Annotated in this window: 2 protein-coding genes and 1 pseudogene; 1 reads left to right on the forward strand and 2 read right to left on the reverse strand. The window is 72.0% G+C overall.

Translation table 11 applies throughout. The features are described from left to right. Window positions 1–198: 198 nt before the first annotated feature. Window positions 199–561 (reverse strand): ArsR/SmtB family transcription factor, encoded by a 363-nt coding sequence (locus tag ACJX2R_RS08385; RefSeq protein WP_413105802.1) that lies wholly within the window; start codon window positions 559–561, stop codon window positions 199–201. Between the two features lie 69 nt (window positions 562–630). Beyond that, a pseudogene (locus tag ACJX2R_RS08390) lies at window positions 631–1083 on the reverse strand (tellurite resistance TerB family protein); the annotation flags it as partial. Window positions 1084–1387: 304 nt separating this feature from the next. On the opposite strand from ACJX2R_RS08390, the gene ACJX2R_RS08395 reads away from it, so the two are divergent. After that, window positions 1388–22030: a type I polyketide synthase gene (locus ACJX2R_RS08395; RefSeq protein ID WP_413099496.1), complete on the forward strand. Its 20643-nt coding sequence runs from the start codon at window positions 1388–1390 to the stop codon at window positions 22028–22030. Window positions 22031–22032: the final 2 nt, after the last annotated feature.

The following is a 22032-nucleotide window of genomic DNA, read 5'->3' on the forward strand; positions in this document are numbered from 1 at the left end:
CGCCTCCTTGTCCTGTGCTCGGTCCAGTCCAGCCTTCCGTGACCGTACGAACCGCTCATTGCGCAGGTCTCTCAGGCCGGTCACCAGGGGTTAACTCCACCGCACAGGGCCTGGAGGGCGCCTGTGAGCGGGGATCATACGGCCTGTGGGCCCCGCGAAGGCGCCCGATCCGGCGAATCCGTGCGGTCGCGGCACTAGTCATGGGCTGGGAGGGGGGTCCTGCGGTTCGGAGGGGGCGAGGAGGTAGGAATGGAGCTGCCCGAGCAGTTCGGCGATGCCCTCCCGGTCCGCGCGGTAACGGACCAGCTTGCCGCTGCGGGTCGACTGGAGCAGGCCGCCGCGCCGGAGGACCGCGAGGTGCTCGGAGGTGGTCGACGGGCCGAGTCCGGCACGTTCGGCGGCCTCGCCGACGGTCAGCTCCTCCCCGTCGGCGAAGTGCGCGAAGAGCTTCTGACGGGTTCCGCTGGTCAGCGCCTTGAGGAAGACCTGGAGGTCGTCGCCGGGTACGGCCGCCCCGGGGCGTATCCCCCGTCCCGTACCGGCGTCCGCCCGCCCGGACACCCGGCCGCCGGCCGCCCCTGGGAGCTCGTCCGGGGCCCGGTAGGGGCGGGGGACGCGGAGGGGGCGGTGGAGGTCGAACTCGGTCGGGGGGATGTCCAGGGCTGAGCACGCCTCGCGGACGACGTCCCGTTCGCTCTCGTCGAAGTAGCCGTCGGCGCAGCCGATGACGATGCCGATCTGGATGACGGCCCGCGCCTCGGCGGGCCTCCGCTTCGCCTTGCCGATCTCCCGCATGGCGCTCGCCGTGCCGAGCACGAAGTCCGTGATGAGCTCGTCGAGGTGGTCCTCGAAGCGGCGGTGCAGATCGTCCGGGGGGAAGTTCTGGAGCACGTCATTGGTGGCGATGAGCTGGGCGACACGCTGCCGCTCGGACGGGTCGATCGTGCCGTCCGCCGCCGCCACCAGGGCGCACATGGCCATGCTCGCGTCCCGGAAGGCCCCGCTCTGCAACTCGTGCTTCTTCGCCGTGAGCTGAGCCTGCATCGTCTGGACCGAGTCCCTGAGGCGGTCCCACAGCGTCATCTGCATCTCCTTCTCAGTAATACCTCCATTGTGGGGAGAAAACAGAATCTACATGCTTGTAGAGCCCCCGTGCGAAAGCCTCAGGGGGAATGAGGGGGATGTTTAGGGGACGGTCCGCTCGCTGCCGGAACAAGAATTTCCACAACAGCGGCGAGCTTCTTCGAGCTCGTTGGAGCTTTCTCTCCCGGGCCTTCTTTCCCTCGGGCCGCGCAACCGGAGCGCGGCCGTCCCGCGCACGGGGCGATTCCGCGCGGGTCGGTCGCCACTCCCGCGCGCCCTGCTTCGAACCGAGAGGTGTGGCGGCATGCTACGGACTGACCTGATCCGGCCGGTGCCGGAACTGCTCCAGGCCAACGCGGATCGCTTCGGTGACAAGCCGGCCTGTTCCGATGGCCATCGTACGGTCAGCCACGCCGGACTCGAGCGCCGTACCCGGCGGCTGGCCGGTCATCTCGCCGGGCTGCGGCTGCACCCCGGCGACCGCGCGATGATCTGTCTGGGCAATCGCGTCGAGATGCTGGAGAGCTACTTCGGCGTCCTGCGCGCGAACGCCATCACGGTGCCGGTCAACCCGCGTTCGACCGATGCGGAGCTCTCGTATCTGCTCGCCGACAGCGGCGCCCGGCTGGTGCTCACCGACATCGCCCACGCCGATCAGTTCGACCGGCTGCGGGAGCGGTTCCCGGAGCTGAGGGTGGTGGTCAGCGGGGACGGTCCGCTGCCGAAGGGATTCGTCGCGTTCGAGCCGCTGCCGGACACGGAGCCGGAGCTGGCGGCCCGCGATGACCTGGGCCTGGACGAGATCGCGTGGATGCTCTACACCTCGGGCACCACCGGCCTGCCGAAGGGCGTGCTGTCCACACAACGGAACTGCCTGTGGTCCCTGGCCGCCTGCTACGTACCCGTGACGGGGCTGACCGCCGAAGACCGCGTGCTGTGGCCGCTTCCCCTCTTCCACAGCCTTTCGCACATCGTATGCCTGCTGGCGGCGACCGCCGTGGGGGCCAGCACCCGGATCGTGGACGGGGTGTCGACGGCCGATGTGCTGGAGGCGCTGCGCGAGGACCGCTCGACCTTCGTCGCCGGAGTACCGACGCTCTACCACCACCTGATCGAGGCGGCGCGGGAGCGTGACTTCGCCGCGCCCCAGCTGCGGATCGCCCTCGTGGGCGGGGCGGTGGCCACGGCGGACCTGGTCAGGTCGTTCGAGTCCACCTTCGGGGTGCCGCTCGTCGACGCGTACGGCAGCACCGAGACCTGTGGCTCGATCGCGGTGAACTGGCCCACCGGCCAGCGGGTCGAGGGCTCGTGCGGGCTGCCGGTGCCGGGGCTGACGGTGCGGCTGGTGGACCCGGACACCGGTGTGGACGTTCCGGCCGGGCAGGAGGGCGAGTTCTGGGTGTCCGGGCCGAACATCATGGCCGGGTACCACAACCAGCCGGAGGCGACGGCCGCGGCGCTGCGCGACGGCTGGTACCGCACCGGGGACCTCGGCCGCCGCGACAAGGCCGGATTCTGCACGGTGACGGGCCGGATCAAGGAACTCATCATCCGCGCCGGGGAGAACATCCACCCGGGCGAGGTCGAGGCCGTGCTGCGCACCGTGCCCGGTGTGGCGGACGTGGCCGTGGTGGGCAAGCCGCACCCGGTGCTCGGCGAGGTGCCGGTGGCCTTCGTGGTGCCCGGCCCGGACGGCTTCGATCCATCGGCGCTGCTGGCCACCTGCCGCGAGCGGCTGTCGTACTTCAAGGTCCCGGAGGAGATCTACGAGATCGCGCGGGTGCCGCGCACCGCCTCGGGGAAGATCACCCGGCATGTGCTGCTGGAGCTGCCCGCACGGCTGCGGGCCGCCGGGGACGGCCAGTACGACTCGCTGCTGCGGCTGGACTGGGTGCCGCAGGCGGCGCTGCCGAACGCCCCGGCGGGGAACGGCGGGAACGGCACTTGGGCGCTGGCGGACTCCGACGCGCTCGGCCTCGCGGAGGGGTTGCGGGGCGTCGGGCTGGACGTACGGGTGGTGGACAGCGCTGTTGTGGCGGACGGCTCACCGAGCCCGGATGTGGTCGTGGTGGCGCCCGCGGTGCGGGATATGCCGGATGAGGGGCAGGACCCGACCGGCGGTTTGGCGGCCCGGCTGGGCGCGTGGCTGGCCGACGACCGGCTGGCCGGGACGAGGTTCGTGGTGGCCACGACGGATGCGGTGGCCACGGGCGCCGTGGAGGCCGCGCCGGAGCCATTGGCGGCGGCGCTGTGGGGTGTGGTGCGGTCGCTACAGGCGGTGTACCCCGGCCGTTTGACGCTGGTGGACGTGGGCGGGGACGGGGACGAGGGCGTGGCCGGGGATGGGGGCGTGGCCGGGGGCGGGGGCGTGGCCGCGCACCGGGACATGGACGTGTCCGCGGACGGGGACGCGTTCGGAAACGGGGACGTGTCCGCACACGGCGATGTGTCGGCACGCGGTGACGTGTCCATGGACGACGGCGGGGGCGGGGAGGACGGCCGGGAGGCCGCGCTGCGGCGTGCCGTCGAGGACGGGCACGACCAGGCGGCGATACGTACCGGCGTACTGCTGGTGCCACGCCTGACGCGGATCTCGGTCCCGGCGGAGCCGGACCCCGCCCCGGCCCTCGACCCGGACGGACTGGTCGTGATCACCGGCGGCGACACCGCCCGTGGCACCGCGCTGGCCCGCCACCTGGTGACCGCGTACGGCGCCCGCCACCTGCTGCTGCTCAGCGCCAACGGTCTGCCGGAGGACGCGGCGGCCGCGTTGCGCACCGAGTTGGGGCTGGTCGGGGCAGAGGTCTCGATGGCCGTATGCGATCCGGCCGACCGGACGGCGCTCGACGCGGTGCTTGACGCACTGGACCGGCCGGTGACCGCCACGGTGCACATCGCGGACCCCGGCCCGGAGCGGTCGCTCGACGCGTCGCTGCGTGGCATGACACATCTGGAGGAGCGGACCCGGCGGGCCGGCCCGGCGCTGTTCGTCGTCGTCACCTCCGCGGCGGGGGTGCTGGGCTCGCCGGGCCGCCCGGAGCGGGCGGCCACCGACCAGTTCGGCGAGGCCCTGGTGCGGCGGCGCCGGGCGCTGGGCCTGGGCGGGCTGGCCCTGGCATGGGGCCCGCTGCCGGGCGAGCATGGCGCCGCGCCGGTGGCCGGTGCCGTTCCCCTGCCCGAGGCGCTGGCGCTCTTCGACGCGGCGCTGACCGCCGACCAGGGCCCGCTGGTGCTGCTCCGGCCGAGCACCACGGGTCTGCCGGGCGGCGAACCGGTGCCCGCGGTGCTGCGCCACCTGGTGGACGCGCCGTCCGGCGTACCGACGTCGGACGAGCCCGCCGTCGCGGAGTTCCGGCGGCGGCTGGAAGCCGAGAGCGAGTCCGGCCGACAGCGCACGGCGCTGGCGCTGGTGCGCGAACACGCGGCTGCGGTACTGGGGTTGGCCTCGGCCGACGCCGTTGAGGCCGACCAGGCGTTCAGCGCGTTCGGCTTCACCTCACTGACCGCGGTCGCGCTGAGGAACCGGCTGAACGCGGCCACCGGCGCACGGCTCACCGCCACGGTGGTCTTCGACCACCCGACCCCCGCCGCGCTGGGGCACCATCTGGTGCGGGAGATCACCGGGCGGCGGGGGGAGCGGGAGCAGGCGCCGGTGCGGGCGCGCGGGGTGTCCGACGAGCCGGTGGCGATCGTCGCGATGGGCTGCCACCTCCCGGGCGAGGTCAGGACGCCCGAGGACCTGTGGCGACTGGTCTCCGACGGCAGGGATGCGATCGCCGGGTTCCCGGAGGACCGGGGCTGGGACCTGGCCGGGTTGTTCGACGCCGATCCGGACGCGGTGGGCACGTCCTACGTACGCGAGGGCGGCTTCCTCGGCGACGCGGGCGGGTTCGACGCCGCCTTCTTCGGCATCTCACCCCGTGAGGCGCTGGCCATGGACCCGCAGCAGCGGCTGCTGCTGGAGACGGCGTGGGAGACGTTCGAGAACGCCGGAATCGACCCGACGTCGCTGCACGGCACCGACGTCGGCGTATTCAGCGGAGTGATGTACCACGACTACGGGACCGACGCCGGGACCGCGGCGGAGGGCCTGGAGGGCCATCTCGGCGTGGGCAGCGCAGGGAGCGTCGTCTCCGGACGCGTGGCCTACGCACTGGGCCTGACCGGGCCCGCGGTGACCGTGGACACGGCCTGCTCGTCCTCGCTGGTGGCGCTGCACCTGGCGGTTCAGGCGGTGCGCACGGGCGAGTGCTCGTCGGCGCTCGCCGGGGGTGTCGCGGTGATGAGCAGGCCGACGTCGTTCATCGAGTTCTCCCGCCAGCGCGGCCTCGCCCCCGACGGCCGCTGCAAGTCCTTCGCGGAGGGCGCGGACGGCACCAACTGGTCCGAGGGTGTCGGTCTGGTGCTGCTGGAGCGGCTGTCGGACGCCCGCCGCAACGGGCACCAGGTGCTGGCCGTCGTCCGTGGTACGGCGGTCAACCAGGACGGGGCGAGCAACGGCCTCACCGCGCCCAACGGCCCCTCCCAGGAACGGGTGATCCGGCAAGCCCTGGCGAACGCCGGGCTCTCGGTGGCCGATGTGGACGCGGTCGAGGCACACGGCACCGGTACGAGCCTCGGCGACCCGATCGAGGCCCAGGCCCTGTTGGCCACCTACGGGCAGGAACGGTCGGAGGATCGGCCGCTCTGGCTGGGGTCGTTGAAGTCCAACATCGGGCATGCGCAGGCGGCGGCGGGTGTAGCCGGTGTGATCAAGATGGTGCAGGCCATGCGGCATGGCGTGCTGCCGAAGACGCTGTACGCCGACGAGCCCACGAGCAAGGTGGATTGGGCTTCGGGGGCGGTATCGCTACTGTCCGAGGCGCGGGCATGGCCGGAGACGGGACGCCCGCGTCGCGCCGGAATCTCCTCCTTCGGCGTCAGCGGGACGAACGCGCACGTGATCCTGGAACAGGCACCGGAAGTTGCCATGGCCGAGGCGGAGTCGGATGGCGCGGGTGCTCCTGGGCTGGTGGCCACCGGCGGGGTGGTGCCGTGGGTGCTGTCCGGGAAGACACCTGCGGCGCTGCGGGCTCAGGCGGAGCGCCTGGTCAGCCACCTGGAGGCGGCGGATGCTCCGCGTGCGGTGGACGTGGGCTGGTCACTGGCCACCACCCGCGCCGCACTGGAACACCGCGCGGTCATCCTCGCCACGGACACCGACGCTGGCATTACCACCGCCCGCGCACTGGCGGAAGGACGGCCCGACCCAAAGCTGATCACCGGACAGACCGGGGCGGACGGCAAGACCGTGTTCGTCTTCCCCGGTCAGGGAGCCCAATGGGTCGGCATGGGAGCACAACTCCTGAAGACCTCGCCGGTCTTCGCCGCCAGGCTGAACGAATGCGCCGAGGCCCTGGCCCCGTACACCGACTGGTCGCTGATCGACGTCATCACCGGCGCACCCGACGCGCCGAGCCTTGAGCGTGTCGATGTCGTCCAGCCCGCCACCTTCGCCGTCGTCGTCTCCCTCGCCGCCCTCTGGCAATCCCTAGGCATCCACCCCGACGCCGTCATCGGCCACTCCCAAGGCGAAATCGCCGCCGCCCACGTCGCCGGACACCTCACCCTCCCCACCGCAGCCAAAATCGTCGCCCTCCGCAGCCAGACCATCGCCCACCACCTCGCCGGACACGGCGGCATGATGTCCCTCGCCACCCCCGCCAACACCATCGACCTCACCCCCTGGCACGGCAAACTCTGGATCGCCGCCCACAACAGCCCCAACGCCACCGTCATCGCAGGCGACACCAACGCCCTCCACCAACTCCACACCCACTACACCAACCAAGGCACCAGGGCCCGCATCATCCCCGTCGACTACGCCTCCCACACCGGACACGTCGACACCATCAAAGACCAGCTACACCACGTCCTCGACGGCGTCACCGCCTCCCCCGGCACCACCCCCTGGCTCTCCACCGTCACCGGCCAATGGATCGAAGCCGACGCCCCCGACACCGACTACTGGTACCGCAACCTCCGCCAAACCGTGCAATTCGAGCACACCATCCGCACCCTCGCCGACGACGGCTACCGCACCTTCATCGAAGTCAGCCCCCACCCCGTCCTCACCACCGCCATCCAAGAAACCCTCGAAGCACACGACACCCCCCACACCACCGTCACCGGCACCCTCCGACGCGACGACGACACCCCCACCCGCTTCCTCACCCACCTCGCCGAACTATTCACCGGTGGCCACACACCCAACTGGACCACCCTCTACACCACCACCCAGCCCCACCCCACACCCCTCCCCACCTACCCCTTCCAACACCACCACTACTGGCTCACGCGAGGCAGCGGCGCGGGCGATGTGAGTGCCGTGGGTCTCCAGGACACCGGCCATCCGTTGGCCGGGGCCGTGGTGAGCGTGCCCGACACCGGCGGGGTGCTGCTCACCGGGCAGTTGTCGCTGGCCACCCACCCCTGGCTGGCCGACCACGCCGTCTCCGGAACGGTGCTGCTGCCCGGCGCCGCGATGGCCGAGCTCGCCATCCGCGCCGGAGACGAGACCGACACCCCCACCCTGGAAGAGCTGGTCATCGGCCAGCCGATGACACTGCCCGAAGACGGCGCGCCGCACGTACAGGTGCTCGTCGGCGGCGCGGAGAACGGGCGGCGAAGCGTGCGGATCTACTCCCGCGCCGACGCGGCCCAGGAGTGGCTTGAGCACGCCTCGGGCACACTCGCCACACAGCCGGACGGCTCGGCCGAGGACGGCACGCGGGACGGCATGCGGGACGGCCCGGAGGACGGCGCCGCCGAGTGGCCGCCGCCCGGTGTCGAGCCGGTCGCTCTGGACGACTTCTACGACACCCTCGCCCAGGCCGGGTACGAGTACGGGCCCGCGTTCCGCGGATTGCGGGCGGTGTGGAAGCGCGACGGCGAGGTGTACGCGGAGGCCGCGCTGCCGGAGGAGCAGTCGGAGGTGGCCGGCCGGTTCGGAATCCACCCGGCGCTGCTGGACGCCGCACTGCACGCGAGCAACTTCTGTGTTCCCCCGACCCCGGGCCAGACCCCACTTCCCTTCGTATGGAACGACGTACGGCTGCTGGCGGCGGGAGCCACCGCCGTCCGGGTGCGCGCCCGCGCCACCGGCACGGATTCGTTCACCATCAGCCTGTTCGACAGCACCGGCTCCCCCGTCGCGTCGGTGGACTCCCTGGTGCTCCGGGCCATCAGTGCCGAGCAACTGGCCGCCGCCTCCAGCGGCGCCGATCGGTCCGCTGACGCGCTCTTCGCGCTGGACTGGACCGAGCACCCCGCCACCGCCGGCACCGAGGTCTCCTGGGCCACCCTCGGCGACGCCGACGCGCACGCCGACCGCGACGCCCATGCCAACGTGGACGCACTCATCGCGCGCGTCATCGCGGGCGAGGACCGGCCCGAGGCCATGGTCATCGACACCACGGCCTGGGCCACCGATGGCGTCGGCCTGCCCGCCCGAACCCGGGACCTGGCCACCCACGCTCTGGAACTGGTGCGGCAGTGGGTCGACCGACCCGAACTCACCGACGTCCGGATTGTGTTGCTCACCGAAGGCGCGGTGTCCGTGCACGACACCGCCGAGGTCACCGATCCGGCCGCCGCCGCGATCTGGGGCCTGGTCCGCTCCGCCCAGTCCGAACACCCCCGCCGTATCGCCCTGGTGGACACCGACGACGCATCGCGGGAGGCGCTGTCGGCCGCGGTGGCGTCCGGCGAACCGCAGTTGGCGCTGCGCCGTGGGCTGCCGTGGGCGCCTCGTCTGGTGCGGTCGCCGCAGGGTCTCGCCGTACCCGAGCACGAACACTGGTATCTGGACGTCTCGGAGAAGGGCAGCCTGGAGAACCTGGTGCTGCGGCCGGATCCGGAGGCCACCGCGCCACTGGCCACCGGTCAGGTCCGGATCGAGGTCCGGGCCGCCGGTCAGAACTTCCGGGATGTGCTCGTCGCGCTCGGCGGCGTGGCGGGCCAGGAGGGCCTTGGCGGCGAGGGTGCCGGTGTGGTGACCGAGGTCGGTCCGGGTGTCGAGGGTCTGGCCGTGGGCGACCGGGTGATGGGCCTGTTCCCGCGCTCGTTCGGCCCGGTGGCCACCGCGGACGCGCGAACCGTGGCGCCGATCCCCGAGGGCTGGTCGTACGCCACGGCCGCCGGGGTGCCGGTGGCCTATCTGACGGCGCTGTACGGGCTGCGGGACCTGGGCGACGTCCAGCCGGGTGAGAGGGTGCTGGTGCATGCCGCCGCGGGCGGGGTGGGCATGGCCGCCGTCCAGCTGGCGCGGCACTTCGGCGCCACCGTGTATGCCACCGCCCATCCGTCGAAGCACCATGTGCTGACCGCGCTGGGGGTGCCGGAGGAGCACCTGGCGTCCAGCCGCGACCTCGGCTTCGCCTCGGCGTTCCCCGCGCAGGACGTGGTGCTGAACTCCCTCACCGGCGAGTATGTGGACGCCTCGCTGGGGCTGCTCGGCGCCGGTGGCCGGTTCATGGAGATGGGCAAGAACGACATCCGCGACCCCGCCGCGGTCGCCGAAGCACATCCCGGTGTGGGCTACCAGGCGTACGACCTGGGAGGCGACGCGGGGCCGGACCGCATCCGGGAGTTGCTCGCGGAGCTGGTGGAGCTGTTCCGACAGGGCGCGATCCAGCCGCTGCCCGTACGGCACTGGGACGTCACCCAGGCGCCGACGGCCTTCCGCTGGATGAGTCAGGGCCGTCACACCGGCAAGATCGTGCTCACCCTCCCCCGCGCCCTGGACCCTGACGGCACGGTCCTGGTCACCGGCGGCACCGGAACCCTCGGCGCCACCATCGCCCGCCACCTCATCACCCAGCACGGCGCACGCCATCTGCTGCTGCTCAGCCGCCAGGGCCCCGACGCCCCCGGCGCCACGGACCTGACCGCCGAACTCACCGAACTCGGCGCCACCGTCCGCATCGCCGCTTGCGACGCCGCCGACCGCGGCCAACTCGCCGCCGCCCTCGCCGCCATCCCGGCCGACCATCCCCTCACCGCCGTGGTCCACACCGCCGGGACCCTGGACGACGGCATCCTCACCGCACTCACCCCGGACCGATTCGACACCGTCTTCCGCCCCAAGGTCGACGCCGTCACCCACCTCCACGACCTCGTCCAGGACAACCACGACCTGGCGGCGTTCGTCATCTACTCCTCCGCCGCCGGAACGCTCGGCAACGCGGGCCAGGCCAACTACGCCGCCGCCAACGCCTTCCTCGACGCCTTCGCGCAGTGGCGGCACGCCCGCCACCAGCCCGCCACCTCGCTGGCGTGGGGGCTGTGGAGCGAGACCAGCACGCTCACGGCGACGATGGACGCCACCGACGTACGCCGCACCCGGCGCGCGGGGGTGCTGGGCATGGACAACGCCGAGGCGCTGCGGGTGTTCGACACCGGGCTGCGGTCCGGGCTGCCCGCGCTCATGGCCGCGAAAGTCGACCTCACGGCCCTCCGCGCGCCGGACGCCGAGGTGTCCCCGCTGCTGCGCGGGCTGGCACGGCCGGTGCGGCGCACCGCGCGCGCCGTGGCCTCGGTCCCGGCGGCCGGTGGCCTCGCGGGGCAGCTGGCCGCGCTGTCGCCCGCCGCGCGCCAGGAGTTCCTGCTCAACCTGGTGCGGGCGGAGGCCGCGGTGGTCCTCGGCCACTCCGGCCCGGAGGCGATCGAGCCGACGGTGGCGTTCAAGGAGATGGGCTTCGACTCGCTGACGGCGGTCGAGCTGCGCAACCGGCTCAACTCGGCGACCGGGCTGCGGCTGCCCGCGACGCTGCTCTTCGACCACCCGGCCCCGGCCCTACTCGCCGAGCTGCTCCACACCGAGCTGGGCGGCGGTCCGGCGCCCGCCGCCGCGGCCCCGGTGGCCGTGCGCACCGTGGCCGCGGCGGACGAGCCGATCGCCGTGGTGGCGATGAGCTGCCGACTGCCGGGCGGAGTGACCGACCCGGACGGGCTGTGGGACCTGCTGCTGGGCGAGCGCGACGGCATCACCGACTTCCCCCGCGACCGGGGCTGGGACCTGGAGGCGCTGTTCGACGCGGACCCGGACCACAGTGGCACCTCCTATGTGCTGCGCGGTGGCTTCCTCGAGGACGCGGCCGGTTTCGACGCGGACTTCTTCGGCATCTCGCCGCGCGAGGCGCTGGCGATGGACCCGCAGCAACGGCTGTTCCTGGAAGCCTGCTGGGAGGCGTTCGAGCGGGCGGGCATGGATCCGACGGCGGTGGGAGGCCGGGACATCGGCGTGTTCGCCGGTGTCATCAACCAGGACTACGGCGTGCGCGGCGGGCCCGCCCCCGAAGACCTGGAGGGCTACCTGCTCACCGGCTCGGCGACGAGTGTCGCCTCCGGCCGGGTGGCGTATGTACTGGGCCTGGAGGGCCCGGCGGTCACGGTGGACACGGCCTGCTCCTCCTCACTGGTGGCCATGCACTGGGCCGTACAGGCGTTGCGGCAGGGCGAGTGCTCGATGGCCCTGACCGGGGGCGCCACGGTGATGGGGCGGGCCTCGGCGTTCGTGGAGTTCTCGCGCCAGCGCGGTCTGGCGCCGGACGGCCTGTGCAAGGCGTTCGGCGCGGGCGCGGACGGCACGACCTTCAGTGAGGGCGTCGGCGTACTGCTGCTGGAGCGGCTGTCCGACGCCCACCGCAACGGCCACGAGGTGCTGGCCGTGATCCGCGGTACGGCGGTGAACCAGGACGGGGCGAGCAACGGCCTCACCGCGCCGAACGGGCCGTCGCAGCAGCGGGTGATACGTCAGGCGCTGGCGAACGCGGGGCTGTCGGCGGCCGATGTGGACGCGGTCGAGGCACACGGCACCGGTACCGCCCTCGGCGACCCCATCGAGGCCCAGGCGGTCCTGGCCACCTACGGGCAGGAGCGCACGGGGGACGAGCCGCTGTGGCTCGGATCGCTGAAGTCGAACATCGGACACACGCTGGCGGCGGCGGGCGTGTCCAGCGTCATCAAGATGGTGCTGGCGATGCGGCACGGCACCCTGCCGCGGTCCCTGCACGCGAACGAGCCAACGCCTGAGGTGGATTGGGCGTCGGGGGCGGCGTCCCTGCTCACCGAGGCCCGGCCCTGGCCGGAGACCGGCCACCCACGCCGAGCCGGGATCTCCTCCTTCGGCATCAGCGGGACCAACGCCCACCTCATCCTGGAGCAGGCACCCGAACCGGAACCCGAAGCCGCGCCGAAGCCGGACTACGGTACGGACACCCCCGGGCTCGTGGCGACCGGCGGGAGCGTGCCCTGGGTTCTGTCCGCCAAGAGCCCGGCAGCCCTGCGGGCGCAGGCCCAACGCCTGCTGGACCACCTGGAATCCGGCGTGGACGCACACCCCGTGGACATCGGCTGGTCCCTGGCCACCACCCGCACCCTCCACGACCACCGCGCCGTCATCATGACCGACACCGAGGGCAGGGAGGCCACGGCCGCTCTCACCGCCCTCGCCACGGAACAACCCCACCCCAGCCTCACCACCGGTCACGCCACCACCCACGGCAAGACGGTCTTCGTCTTCCCGGGCCAGGGAGCGCAGTGGGCAGGGATGGGAGCCCAACTGCTCCAGACCTCACCCGTCTTCGCGGCTCGGCTCCACGAGTGCGCCGAGGCCCTGGCCCCCTACACCGACTGGTCGCTGATCGACGTCATCACCGGCGCGCCCCATCCCCCGTCGCTGGACCGCGTTGACGTCCTTCAACCCACCACCTTCGCCATCATGGTCTCCCTCGCCGCACTCTGGCAGGCCAACGGCATCCACCCCGACGCCGTCATCGGCCACTCCCAAGGCGAAATCGCCGCCGCCCACGTCGCCGGACACCTCAGTCTCACCACCGCCGCCAAGATCGTGGCCCTGCGCAGCCAGGCCATCGCCCGCCACCTCACCGGACACGGCGGCATGATGTCCGTCCTCGCCACCCAAGAATGGGTCGAGGAAGCACTGGCCCCGTGGGACGGACGCCTGTGGATCGCCGCCGTCAACGGCCCCGCCTCCGTCTCCATATCCGGAGACCCCGACGCACTCGCCGAATTCGGCAAAACCCTCTCCAAAGCCAAGATCTACCGCTGGCAACTCCCCGGCGTCGACTTCGCCGGACACTCCGGCCACGTCAACACCATCAAGGATGAGCTGCACCAACTGCTCGACGACGTGACCGCCACACCCGGTGAGGTCGCCTGGATGTCAACCGTAGACGCCGACTGGGCCGACCCCACCCACATCACCAACGACTACTGGTACCGCAACCTCCGCCACACCGTCCGCTTCCACCAAGCCACCCAAAACCTCCTCCACCACGGCTACCGAACCTTCATCGAAATCAGCACCCACCCCGTCCTCACCACCGCCATCCAAGACACCACCGAAACCCACCCCGACACACCCACCACCATCACCGGCACCCTCCGCCGCGACGACGACAGCCCCCACCGCTTCCTCACCCACCTCGCAGAACTCTCCACCACCGGAATACCGGTCCAGTGGCCCATCGCCTACGCCGGAACCTCGCCCTCCCAAGTCCCCCTGCCCACCTACCCCTTCCAGCACCAGCACTACTGGCTGGCCGCCACGGGCCACCCCGGAGACGTCGGCTCCGTCGGCCTGCGCGAGGCGGCGCATCCGCTGCTGGGGGCCGTGGTGAGCGTGCCGGACACCGGAGGCGTGCTGCTCACCGGGCGGCTGGCGCCGTCGGCGCAGTCCTGGCTGGCGGACCACATGCTTTCGGGTGTCGCCCTGGTGCCGGGTACGGCGATCGTGGAGCTGGCCGTACGTGCGGGGGACGAGACCGGTACCCCGGTGCTGGAGGAGCTGGTCCTCGGCCGGCCCATGCCGCTGCCCACGGACGGCGCGCTTCAGGTGCAGGTCCTGGTCGGTGCGGCAGAGGACGACGAACGCCGTGCGGTACGGGTCTACTCCCGCCTCGACGAGTCCGAGCCCTGGGTCGAGCACGCCTCGGGCGTACTGTCCCCGCGGGTGGTCGCTCCCGTCGAGGCGGAGCGGCAGTGGCCGCCCGCCGGGGCGGAGCCCGTCGCCCTGGAGGGCTTCTACGACCGCCTGGCCGCGACGGGTTATGAGTACGGACCGGTGTTTCGCGGGCTCACCGCCGCGTGGACCCTCGACGGTGAGGTGTTCGCCGAGATCAACCTCAGCGACGAGCAGCATGAACTCGCGGGCCGCTTCGGCATCCATCCGGCGCTGCTGGACGCCGCGCTCCACGCGAGCAACTTCTGCCCGGACAACGAGCCCGGTGGCGCGACGTATCTGCCGTTCTCGTGGAACGGCGTGCAGTTGCACGCAGGCGGCGCCACGGCCCTGCGGGTTCGGGTCACCTCCACCGGGCCGGACAACCTGTCGCTGCACGCGACCGATCCGCACGGCGTGCCCGTGGTGACCGTCGGATCGCTGGTGCTGAGGGAGACCACCGCGGAGCAGCTTCGCGCCACATCGCCCTCGTCCAGCGTGGACTCCCGGTTCTCCCAGTTCGCCGTGGAGTGGACCGAGCATCCCCTTGCCCGGCACGAGGCGTCGTGGACGGACCTGGACGCCGTGCGCGACGACGACGCGTGGCCGCCGGTGGTCGTGGCCGACACCCGGGCGTACGGCGCGGAGGGCGGCGAACTGCCGGAGCGCGCCCGTGAGCTGACCGGTCGGGCACTGGCCGCGATACAGCGTCTGATCAGCGATGAAGGCCTCGCCGACAGCCGCCTGGTGGTGCTCACCGCGGGCGCCATGGCGGTACATGACGACGCCGAGGTCACCGACCCGGCCGCCGCCGCGGTGTGGGGCCTGGTGCGCGCCGCGCAGGCCGAACACCCGGGCCGGGTGTACGTGATCGACACCGACGACCGGTCGGCCGAGGCCCTGCCCGCCGCGCTGGCCACGGAGGAACCCCAGCTCGCCCTGCGTGGCGGAGTCGCATGGGTGCCACGTCTGGTGCGGGTGCGCCCGGGACTGGCGGTACCGGCATCCACCGCGTGGCATCTGGACGTCACCGAACGCGGCACGCTGGAGAACCTCGCCCTGGTGCCCCACCCCGTGGCGGAGGCGCCGTTGGAGGCGGGCCAGGTGCGGATCGCGGTGCGCGCCGCCGGCCAGAACTTCCGCGATGTGCTCATCGCCCTCGGGATGTACGAGGCGGAGATCGGCACCGAGGGGGCCGGTGTGGTGACCGAGGTCGGCCCGGGTGTGGCGGATCTGGCCGTGGGCGACCGGGTGATGGGCATGCTGCCCGGTTCGTTCGGGCCGCTGGTGGTGGCGGACCGGCGGACGGTCGTACGAATGCCGCGCGACTGGTCGTTCACGACGGCGGCCGGAGTGCCGGTCGCCTTTCTCACCGCGCTGTACGCTCTACGGGACCTGGGCCACGTCCGGCCGGGTGAGACGGTGCTGGTGCACGCCGCCGCCGGTGGTGTCGGCATGGCCGCCGTACACCTCGCCCACCACTTCGGCGCCACCGTCCTCGCCACCGCCCATCCCGCCAAACACCACATCCTCGAACAGCTCGGCGTGCCCGAGGAACGGCGCGCCTCCAGCCGCGACCTCGCCTACGCCCGGACCTTCCCCACCGCCGACCTCGTCCTCAACTCCCTCACCGGCGAACACATCGACGCCTCGCTGCGACTGCTCAACCCCGGCGGCAGGTTCATCGAGATGGGACGCACCGACATCCGGGACGCGGCCGAGGTGAGCGCCGCCCACCCGGACCGCGTGTATCGCGCGTTCGACCTGGGCGCGGACGCGGGGCCGGACCGTATCCAGGAGCTGCTGGTCGAGCTGGTGGACCTGTTCGAGCGGGGCCTGGTCCCCCCGCTGCCCACCCGGCCGTGGGACATCACCCGCGCTCCCGACGCGTTCCGCTGGATGAGTCAGGGCCGCCACACCGGCAAGATCGTGCTCACTCTCCCCCGCGCCCTGGATCCGGATGGCACGGTCCTGGTCACCGGCGGCACCGGCACCCTCGGCTCGGCCGTCGCCCGCCACCTCGTGGCCCACCACGGCGTACGCCACCTGGTCCTCGCAAGCCGCCAGGGGCCCAACGCCCCCGGGGCGGCCGAACTCCACGACGAGCTGGCCACGTTCGGCGCGCGGGTGCGGATCACCGCCTGCGACATCGCCGACCGCGGCCAACTCGCGGCCCTCCTGGCCGACATCCCGGCCGCACACCCCCTCACCGGGGTCGTGCACACCGCCGGCGCCCTCGCCGACGGCACCATCACCACCCTCGACCCCGACCGCGTCGACACCGTCTTCCGCCCCAAGGTCGACGCGGTCACCCATCTGCACGACCTCACGCGCCACCACGACCTGTCCCTCTTCGCCGTGTACTCATCCGCCGCCGGAATCCTCGGGAACGCGGGCCAGGCCAACTACGCCGCCGCCAACACCGTCCTCGACGCCTTCATGCAGCAGCGGCGCGCGGCGGGGCTGGCCGGGCTGTCACTGGCCTGGGGTCTGTGGGCGGAGACCAGCGACCTGTCCGCCGCGCTGGTCACGGCGAACCGGGATCGCGCCAAGCACGGTGTCGTCCGCCCGATGAGCACCGAACACGCCCTGAGCCTCTTCGACAGCGCCCTCGGCCTGGGGCTGCCCCTGGTCGTACCGGCGAAGCTGGACACGGCGAGGCTGGACGCCGCGAGGCTGGATTCCGGCGCGCTGCGGGGCGAGCCCGCTCCGGGTGATGTGTCGCCACTGCTCACCGGCCTCCTCCGGCCGACCCGCCACACCCTGCGGTCCATGGCGGGCGCATCCGCCGAGGGAGGCCTTACGGCCCGGCTTGCGGCGCTGTCCGAGGCCGACCGGCACCGGCTGCTGCTGGACCTGGTAAGGGACCACACTGCGACCGTGCTCGGGCACACCGGGAGGGACGCCGTGGACGCCCGGCGTGCGTTCAGCGAGATCGGTGTCGACTCGCTCATCGCGGTGGAACTGCGCAACCGGCTCTCCGGCGCGACCGGGCTGCGCCTGCCCGCGACGGTCGTGTTCGACTACGCGACACCGGAGGCGATGGCCACACATCTGCGGTCCGTGGTGGCCGGGGACACGGCCTCGCCGTCGGCGTCGGCGGTGGTGCGCGCCGCGGCGGTGGACCCGGCCGATGACCCGGTGGCCATCGTGTCGATGAACTGCCGACTGCCCGGCAAGGTCACCGGCCCGGAGGAGCTGTGGGATCTGGTGTCCCAGGGCCGGGACGCGATCGGCCCGTTCCCCTCGGACCGGGGCTGGGACCTGGACACACTCTTCGACCTCGACCCGGACGCCGTGGGCAAGTCGTATGTGCGCGAAGGCGGATTCCTCAGCGGTGCCGGCAACTTCGACGCCGAATTCTTCGGCATCTCGCCGCGTGAGGCACTGGCGATGGATCCGCAGCAGCGGCTGCTCGCCGAGACCTCATGGGAGCTGTTCGAGCGGGCGGGCATCGATCCGATGTCCGTGCGCGGACAGGCCGTCGGGGTGTTCGCCGGAGTCATCGACCAGGGGTACATCGGCCACTCCGAGGCGTCCCCGCCGGAGTTGGAGGGGTACCTGATGACCGGCAGCACCACGAGTGTGGCCTCCGGTCGCGTGGCCTATCTGCTGGGCTTGGAGGGCCCCGCGGTGACGGTGGACACGGCGTGCTCGTCGTCGCTGGTGGCGCTGCACCTCGCCGTACAGGCGCTGCGGGCGGGCGAGTGCTCGATGGCCCTCGCCGGTGGTGTGACGGTGATCGCCAAGCCCAGCGGTTTCATCAGCTTCTCCCGCCAGCGAGGGCTCGCGCCGGACGGCCGCAGCAAGTCCTTCAGCGAGGGCGCCGATGGCACGACCTTCAGCGAGGGTATTGGGCTGGTGCTGCTGGAACGGCTCTCCGAGGCTCGTCGCAACGGGCACGAGGTGCTGGCCGTGATCCGCGGTACGGCGGTGAACCAGGACGGCGCGAGCAACGGCCTCACCGCGCCCAACGGCCCCTCCCAGCAGCGGGTGATACGTCAGGCGCTGGCGAACGCCGGGCTGTCGGCGGCCGATGTGGACGCGGTCGAGGCCCACGGCACCGGCACCGCCCTCGGCGACCCCATCGAGGCCCAGGCGCTCCTCGCCACCTACGGGCAGGAGCGCACGGGGAACGAGCCGCTGTGGCTCGGATCGCTGAAGTCCAACGTCGGCCATACCCAGGCCGCCGCGGGCATCGCGGGCCTCATCAAGATGGTGCTGGCGATGCGGCACGGCACGCTTCCGCAGTCCCTGCACGCCGATGAGCCGACCACCAAGGTCGACTGGTCGCAGGGCGCGGTGTCGCTGCTGTCCGAGTCGCGGGCGTGGCCGGAGACGGGACGCCCGCGTCGGGCCGGGATCTCGTCGTTCGGCATCAGCGGGACGAACGCGCACGTGATCCTGGAGCAGGCACAGGAAGTTGCCGTGGCCGAGGCGGAGTCGGATAGCGCGGGTGCTCCTGGGCTGGTGGCCACCGGTGGGGTGGTGCCGTGGGTGCTGTCCGGCAAGACACCTGCGGCGCTGCGGGCTCAGGCGGAGCGCCTGGTCAGCCACCTGGAGGCGGGGGATGCTCCGCGCGCGGTGGACGTGGGCTGGTCACTGGCCACCACCCGCGCCGCCCTGGAACACCGCGCGGTCATCCTCGCCACGGACACCGACGCTGGCATTACCACCGCCCGCGCACTCGCAGAAGGACGGCCCGACCCGAAACTGATCACCGGACAGACCGGGGCGGACGGCAAAACCGTGTTCGTCTTCCCCGGTCAGGGAGCCCAATGGGTCGGCATGGGAGCACAACTCCTCAAGACCTCGCCAGTCTTCGCCGCCAGGCTGAACGAATGCGCCGAGGCCCTGGCCCCATACACCGACTGGTCGCTGATCGACGTCATCACCGGCACACCCGACGCGCCGAGCCTTGAGCGTGTCGATGTCGTCCAGCCCGCCACCTTCGCCGTCGTCGTCTCCCTCGCCGCCCTCTGGCAATCCCTAGGCATCCACCCCGACGCCGTCATCGGCCACTCCCAAGGCGAAATCGCCGCCGCCCACGTCGCAGGACACCTCACCCTCACCACCGCAGCCAAAATCGTCGCCCTCCGCAGCCAGACCATCGCCCACCACCTCACCGGACACGGCGGCATGATGTCCGTCCTCACCTCACGAGAAGAGATCGAGGAAACACTCACCCCCTGGCAGGGCAAACTCTGGATCGCCGCCCACAACAGCCCCAACGCCACCGTCATCGCAGGCGACACCGACGCCCTCCACCAACTCCACACCCACTACACCGACCAAGGCACCAGGGCCCGCATCATCCCCGTCGACTACGCCTCCCACACCGGACACGTCGACACCATCAAGAACGAACTCCAACAGACCCTGGCCGACATCACCACCAAGCCCGGCACCACCCCCTGGCTCTCCACCGTCACCGGCCAATGGATCGAACCCAACACCCCCGACACCGACTACTGGTACCGCAACCTCCGCCAAACCGTGCAATTCGAGCACACCATCCGCACCCTCGCCGACGACGGCTACCGAACCTTCATCGAGGTAAGCCCCCACCCCGTCCTCACCACCGCCATCCAAGAAACCCTCGAAGCAAACGACACCCCCAACGCCATCATCACCGGCACCCTCCGACGCGACGACGACACCCCCACCCGCTTCCTCACCCACCTCGCCGAACTATTCACCGGTGGCCACACACCCAACTGGCCCACCCTCTACACCACCACCCACCCCCACCCCACACCCCTCCCCACCTACCCCTTCCAACACCACCACTACTGGCTCACGCCGTCCGAGGTACCGGAGGCGGTGGCCGACGGGGTGTTCTGGGACGCCGTGGAGCGGGGCGACCTGTCCTCCCTCGCCGATTCGCTCGGCGTCGAGGAGAAGGCGCTGGAGCCCGTTCTGCCGGGGCTGACGTCGTGGCGGCGGCGCAATCAGGACCAGTCCACCGTGGACAGCTGGTCGTACCGCATCGCGTGGGATCCGGTGGCGACCGGGGAGCCGCCGATACTGCCGGGAACGTGGCTGGTCGCCGTCCCCTCGCCACAGGCGGACGACGCCGTGGTGGCGGATGTGGTCGCCACGCTGGCCGAGCACGGCGCCGACCCCGTGGTGGTCGAGGTGGACACCGTGGAGCAGGCGGAGTTGACCGCGTGCCTGCGGGAGCGGATGTCCCACGACTCCGATGACGAGTACACCGGCGTGGTGTCCCTGCTGGCATGGGACGAGCGGATCCGCGAACCCGGCACCCTCTCCCGGGGCGTGGCGGCCACGGTGGCGCTGATGCAGGCCCTGGAGGAGATCGGGCTCGCCGCTCCCCTGTGGTGCGTGACCCGTGGTGCGGTCGCCGTGTGCGAGCCCTCCGAGGTGACCAGTGAGTTCCAGCCGCTGGTGTGGGGAATGGGCGTGGTGCAGGGGCTGGATCAGCCGTCCACCTGGGGCGGGATCGTCGATCTGCCGCAGACACCGGACGGGACGGCTCTGGCCCGGCTGTGCGCGGTCCTCGCCGGAGTGGACGCGGAGGACCAGGTCGCGGTGCGCGCGTCGGGGGTGTTCGCCCGGCGGATGCGGCGCGAAGCGGTGACCCCGGCACCGGTGTGGCAGCCACGGGACACGGTACTGATCACCGGCGGCACCGGCGGCCTCGGCTCATACGTGGCCCGTTGGGCCGCGGGGCACGGCGCCCGGCATGTGGTACTGCTCAGCCGTCAGGGTGCGCAGGCGCCGGGCGCGGCGGAGCTAGAAGCCGAGTTGATCGAGCTGGGCGCGGACGTGACCATCGCGGCCTGTGATGTGACCGACCGGGAGCAGCTCGCCGCCGTACTGGCGGAGCTCCCGGACGGCGCGCCGCTGTCGGCCGTGGTCCATGCCGCCGGGCTGGCACTGCCGGAGAAGCCGCTGTCGAAGATGACACTCGCCGAGTTCGCCGACATCGGCCAGGCGAAGATCGCCGGGGCGCGGCACCTCGACGACCTGCTGTGGGAACGGGAGTTGGACGCCTTCGTCCTCTTCTCGTCCGGTGCGGCGGCCTGGGGCAGCGGCGGCCAGAGCGCCTACGCCGCCGGCAACGCCTACCTCGACGCGCTGGCGCAGCGCCGTCGCGCCCGGGGGCTGGCGGCAACGTCGGTGGCGTGGGGCGCCTGGGGCGGCGGGCTCGGCACGATCGACGCGATGATGGGCGCGCAGTGGCGCCGCACGGGTCTGATGACCATGGACCCGCGGCTGGCGGCGCTGGCGATGGCACACATGGTGGGCAGTGGCACCGCCCACGGAGTGGTGGCCGACATCGACTGGGAACGGTTCGCCCCCGGCTACACCATGGCCCGGTTCCGGCCGCTGCTGCGAGGACTGCCCGACGTCATCGAGCTGCTGACCGAGGACGCGCCCGAGGTCGGCGCGGGACAGCCGGAGCTGGTCGCACGGCTGGCCGGGCTGAGCCCCGAGGACCAGGAGCGGCTGCTCACCGAACTGGTGCAGGCGGAGGCCGCGGCCGTACTCGGGCACGCGAGCGCCGACGCGACCGGGGACCGCCCGTTCAGCGAGATCGGCTTCGACTCGCTGACGGCGGTGGAACTGCGCAACCGCCTCAACTCCGCCACGGGGCTGCGGCTGCCCGCCACGATGGTGTTCGACCACCCGCGGCCCAGTGTGCTGGCCCGCCGTATCCGCGCCGAACTCGGCCAGACCGACACCTCGTCGGTGGACTCGGTGCTGGCCGAGCTGGAACGGCTGGAGGCCAGTCTGGTGGCGCTGCCAAAGGAGAAGATCGAACGCGCCCGGATCACTACACGGTTGCAGCGGATGACCACCAAGGTCGCCGAGATCGAGGCGGTCGGCGCGAACGGCGACACCGTCACCGAACGACTCGACACGGCGAGCGCCGACGATGTGTTCGCCTTCATCGACCAGGAGTTCGGCGTGGACTGATT

The sequence above is a fragment of the Streptomyces sp. Inha503 genome (assembly GCF_047215865.1).
Classification (GTDB): domain Bacteria; phylum Actinomycetota; class Actinomycetes; order Streptomycetales; family Streptomycetaceae; genus Streptomyces; species Streptomyces lycopersici.

Coding starts and splice junctions, on each gene's coding strand:
- ACJX2R_RS08395 (WP_413099496.1), top strand. CDS start 1,388: ATGCTACGGACTGACCTGATCCGGCCGGTGCCGGAACTGCTCCAGGCC.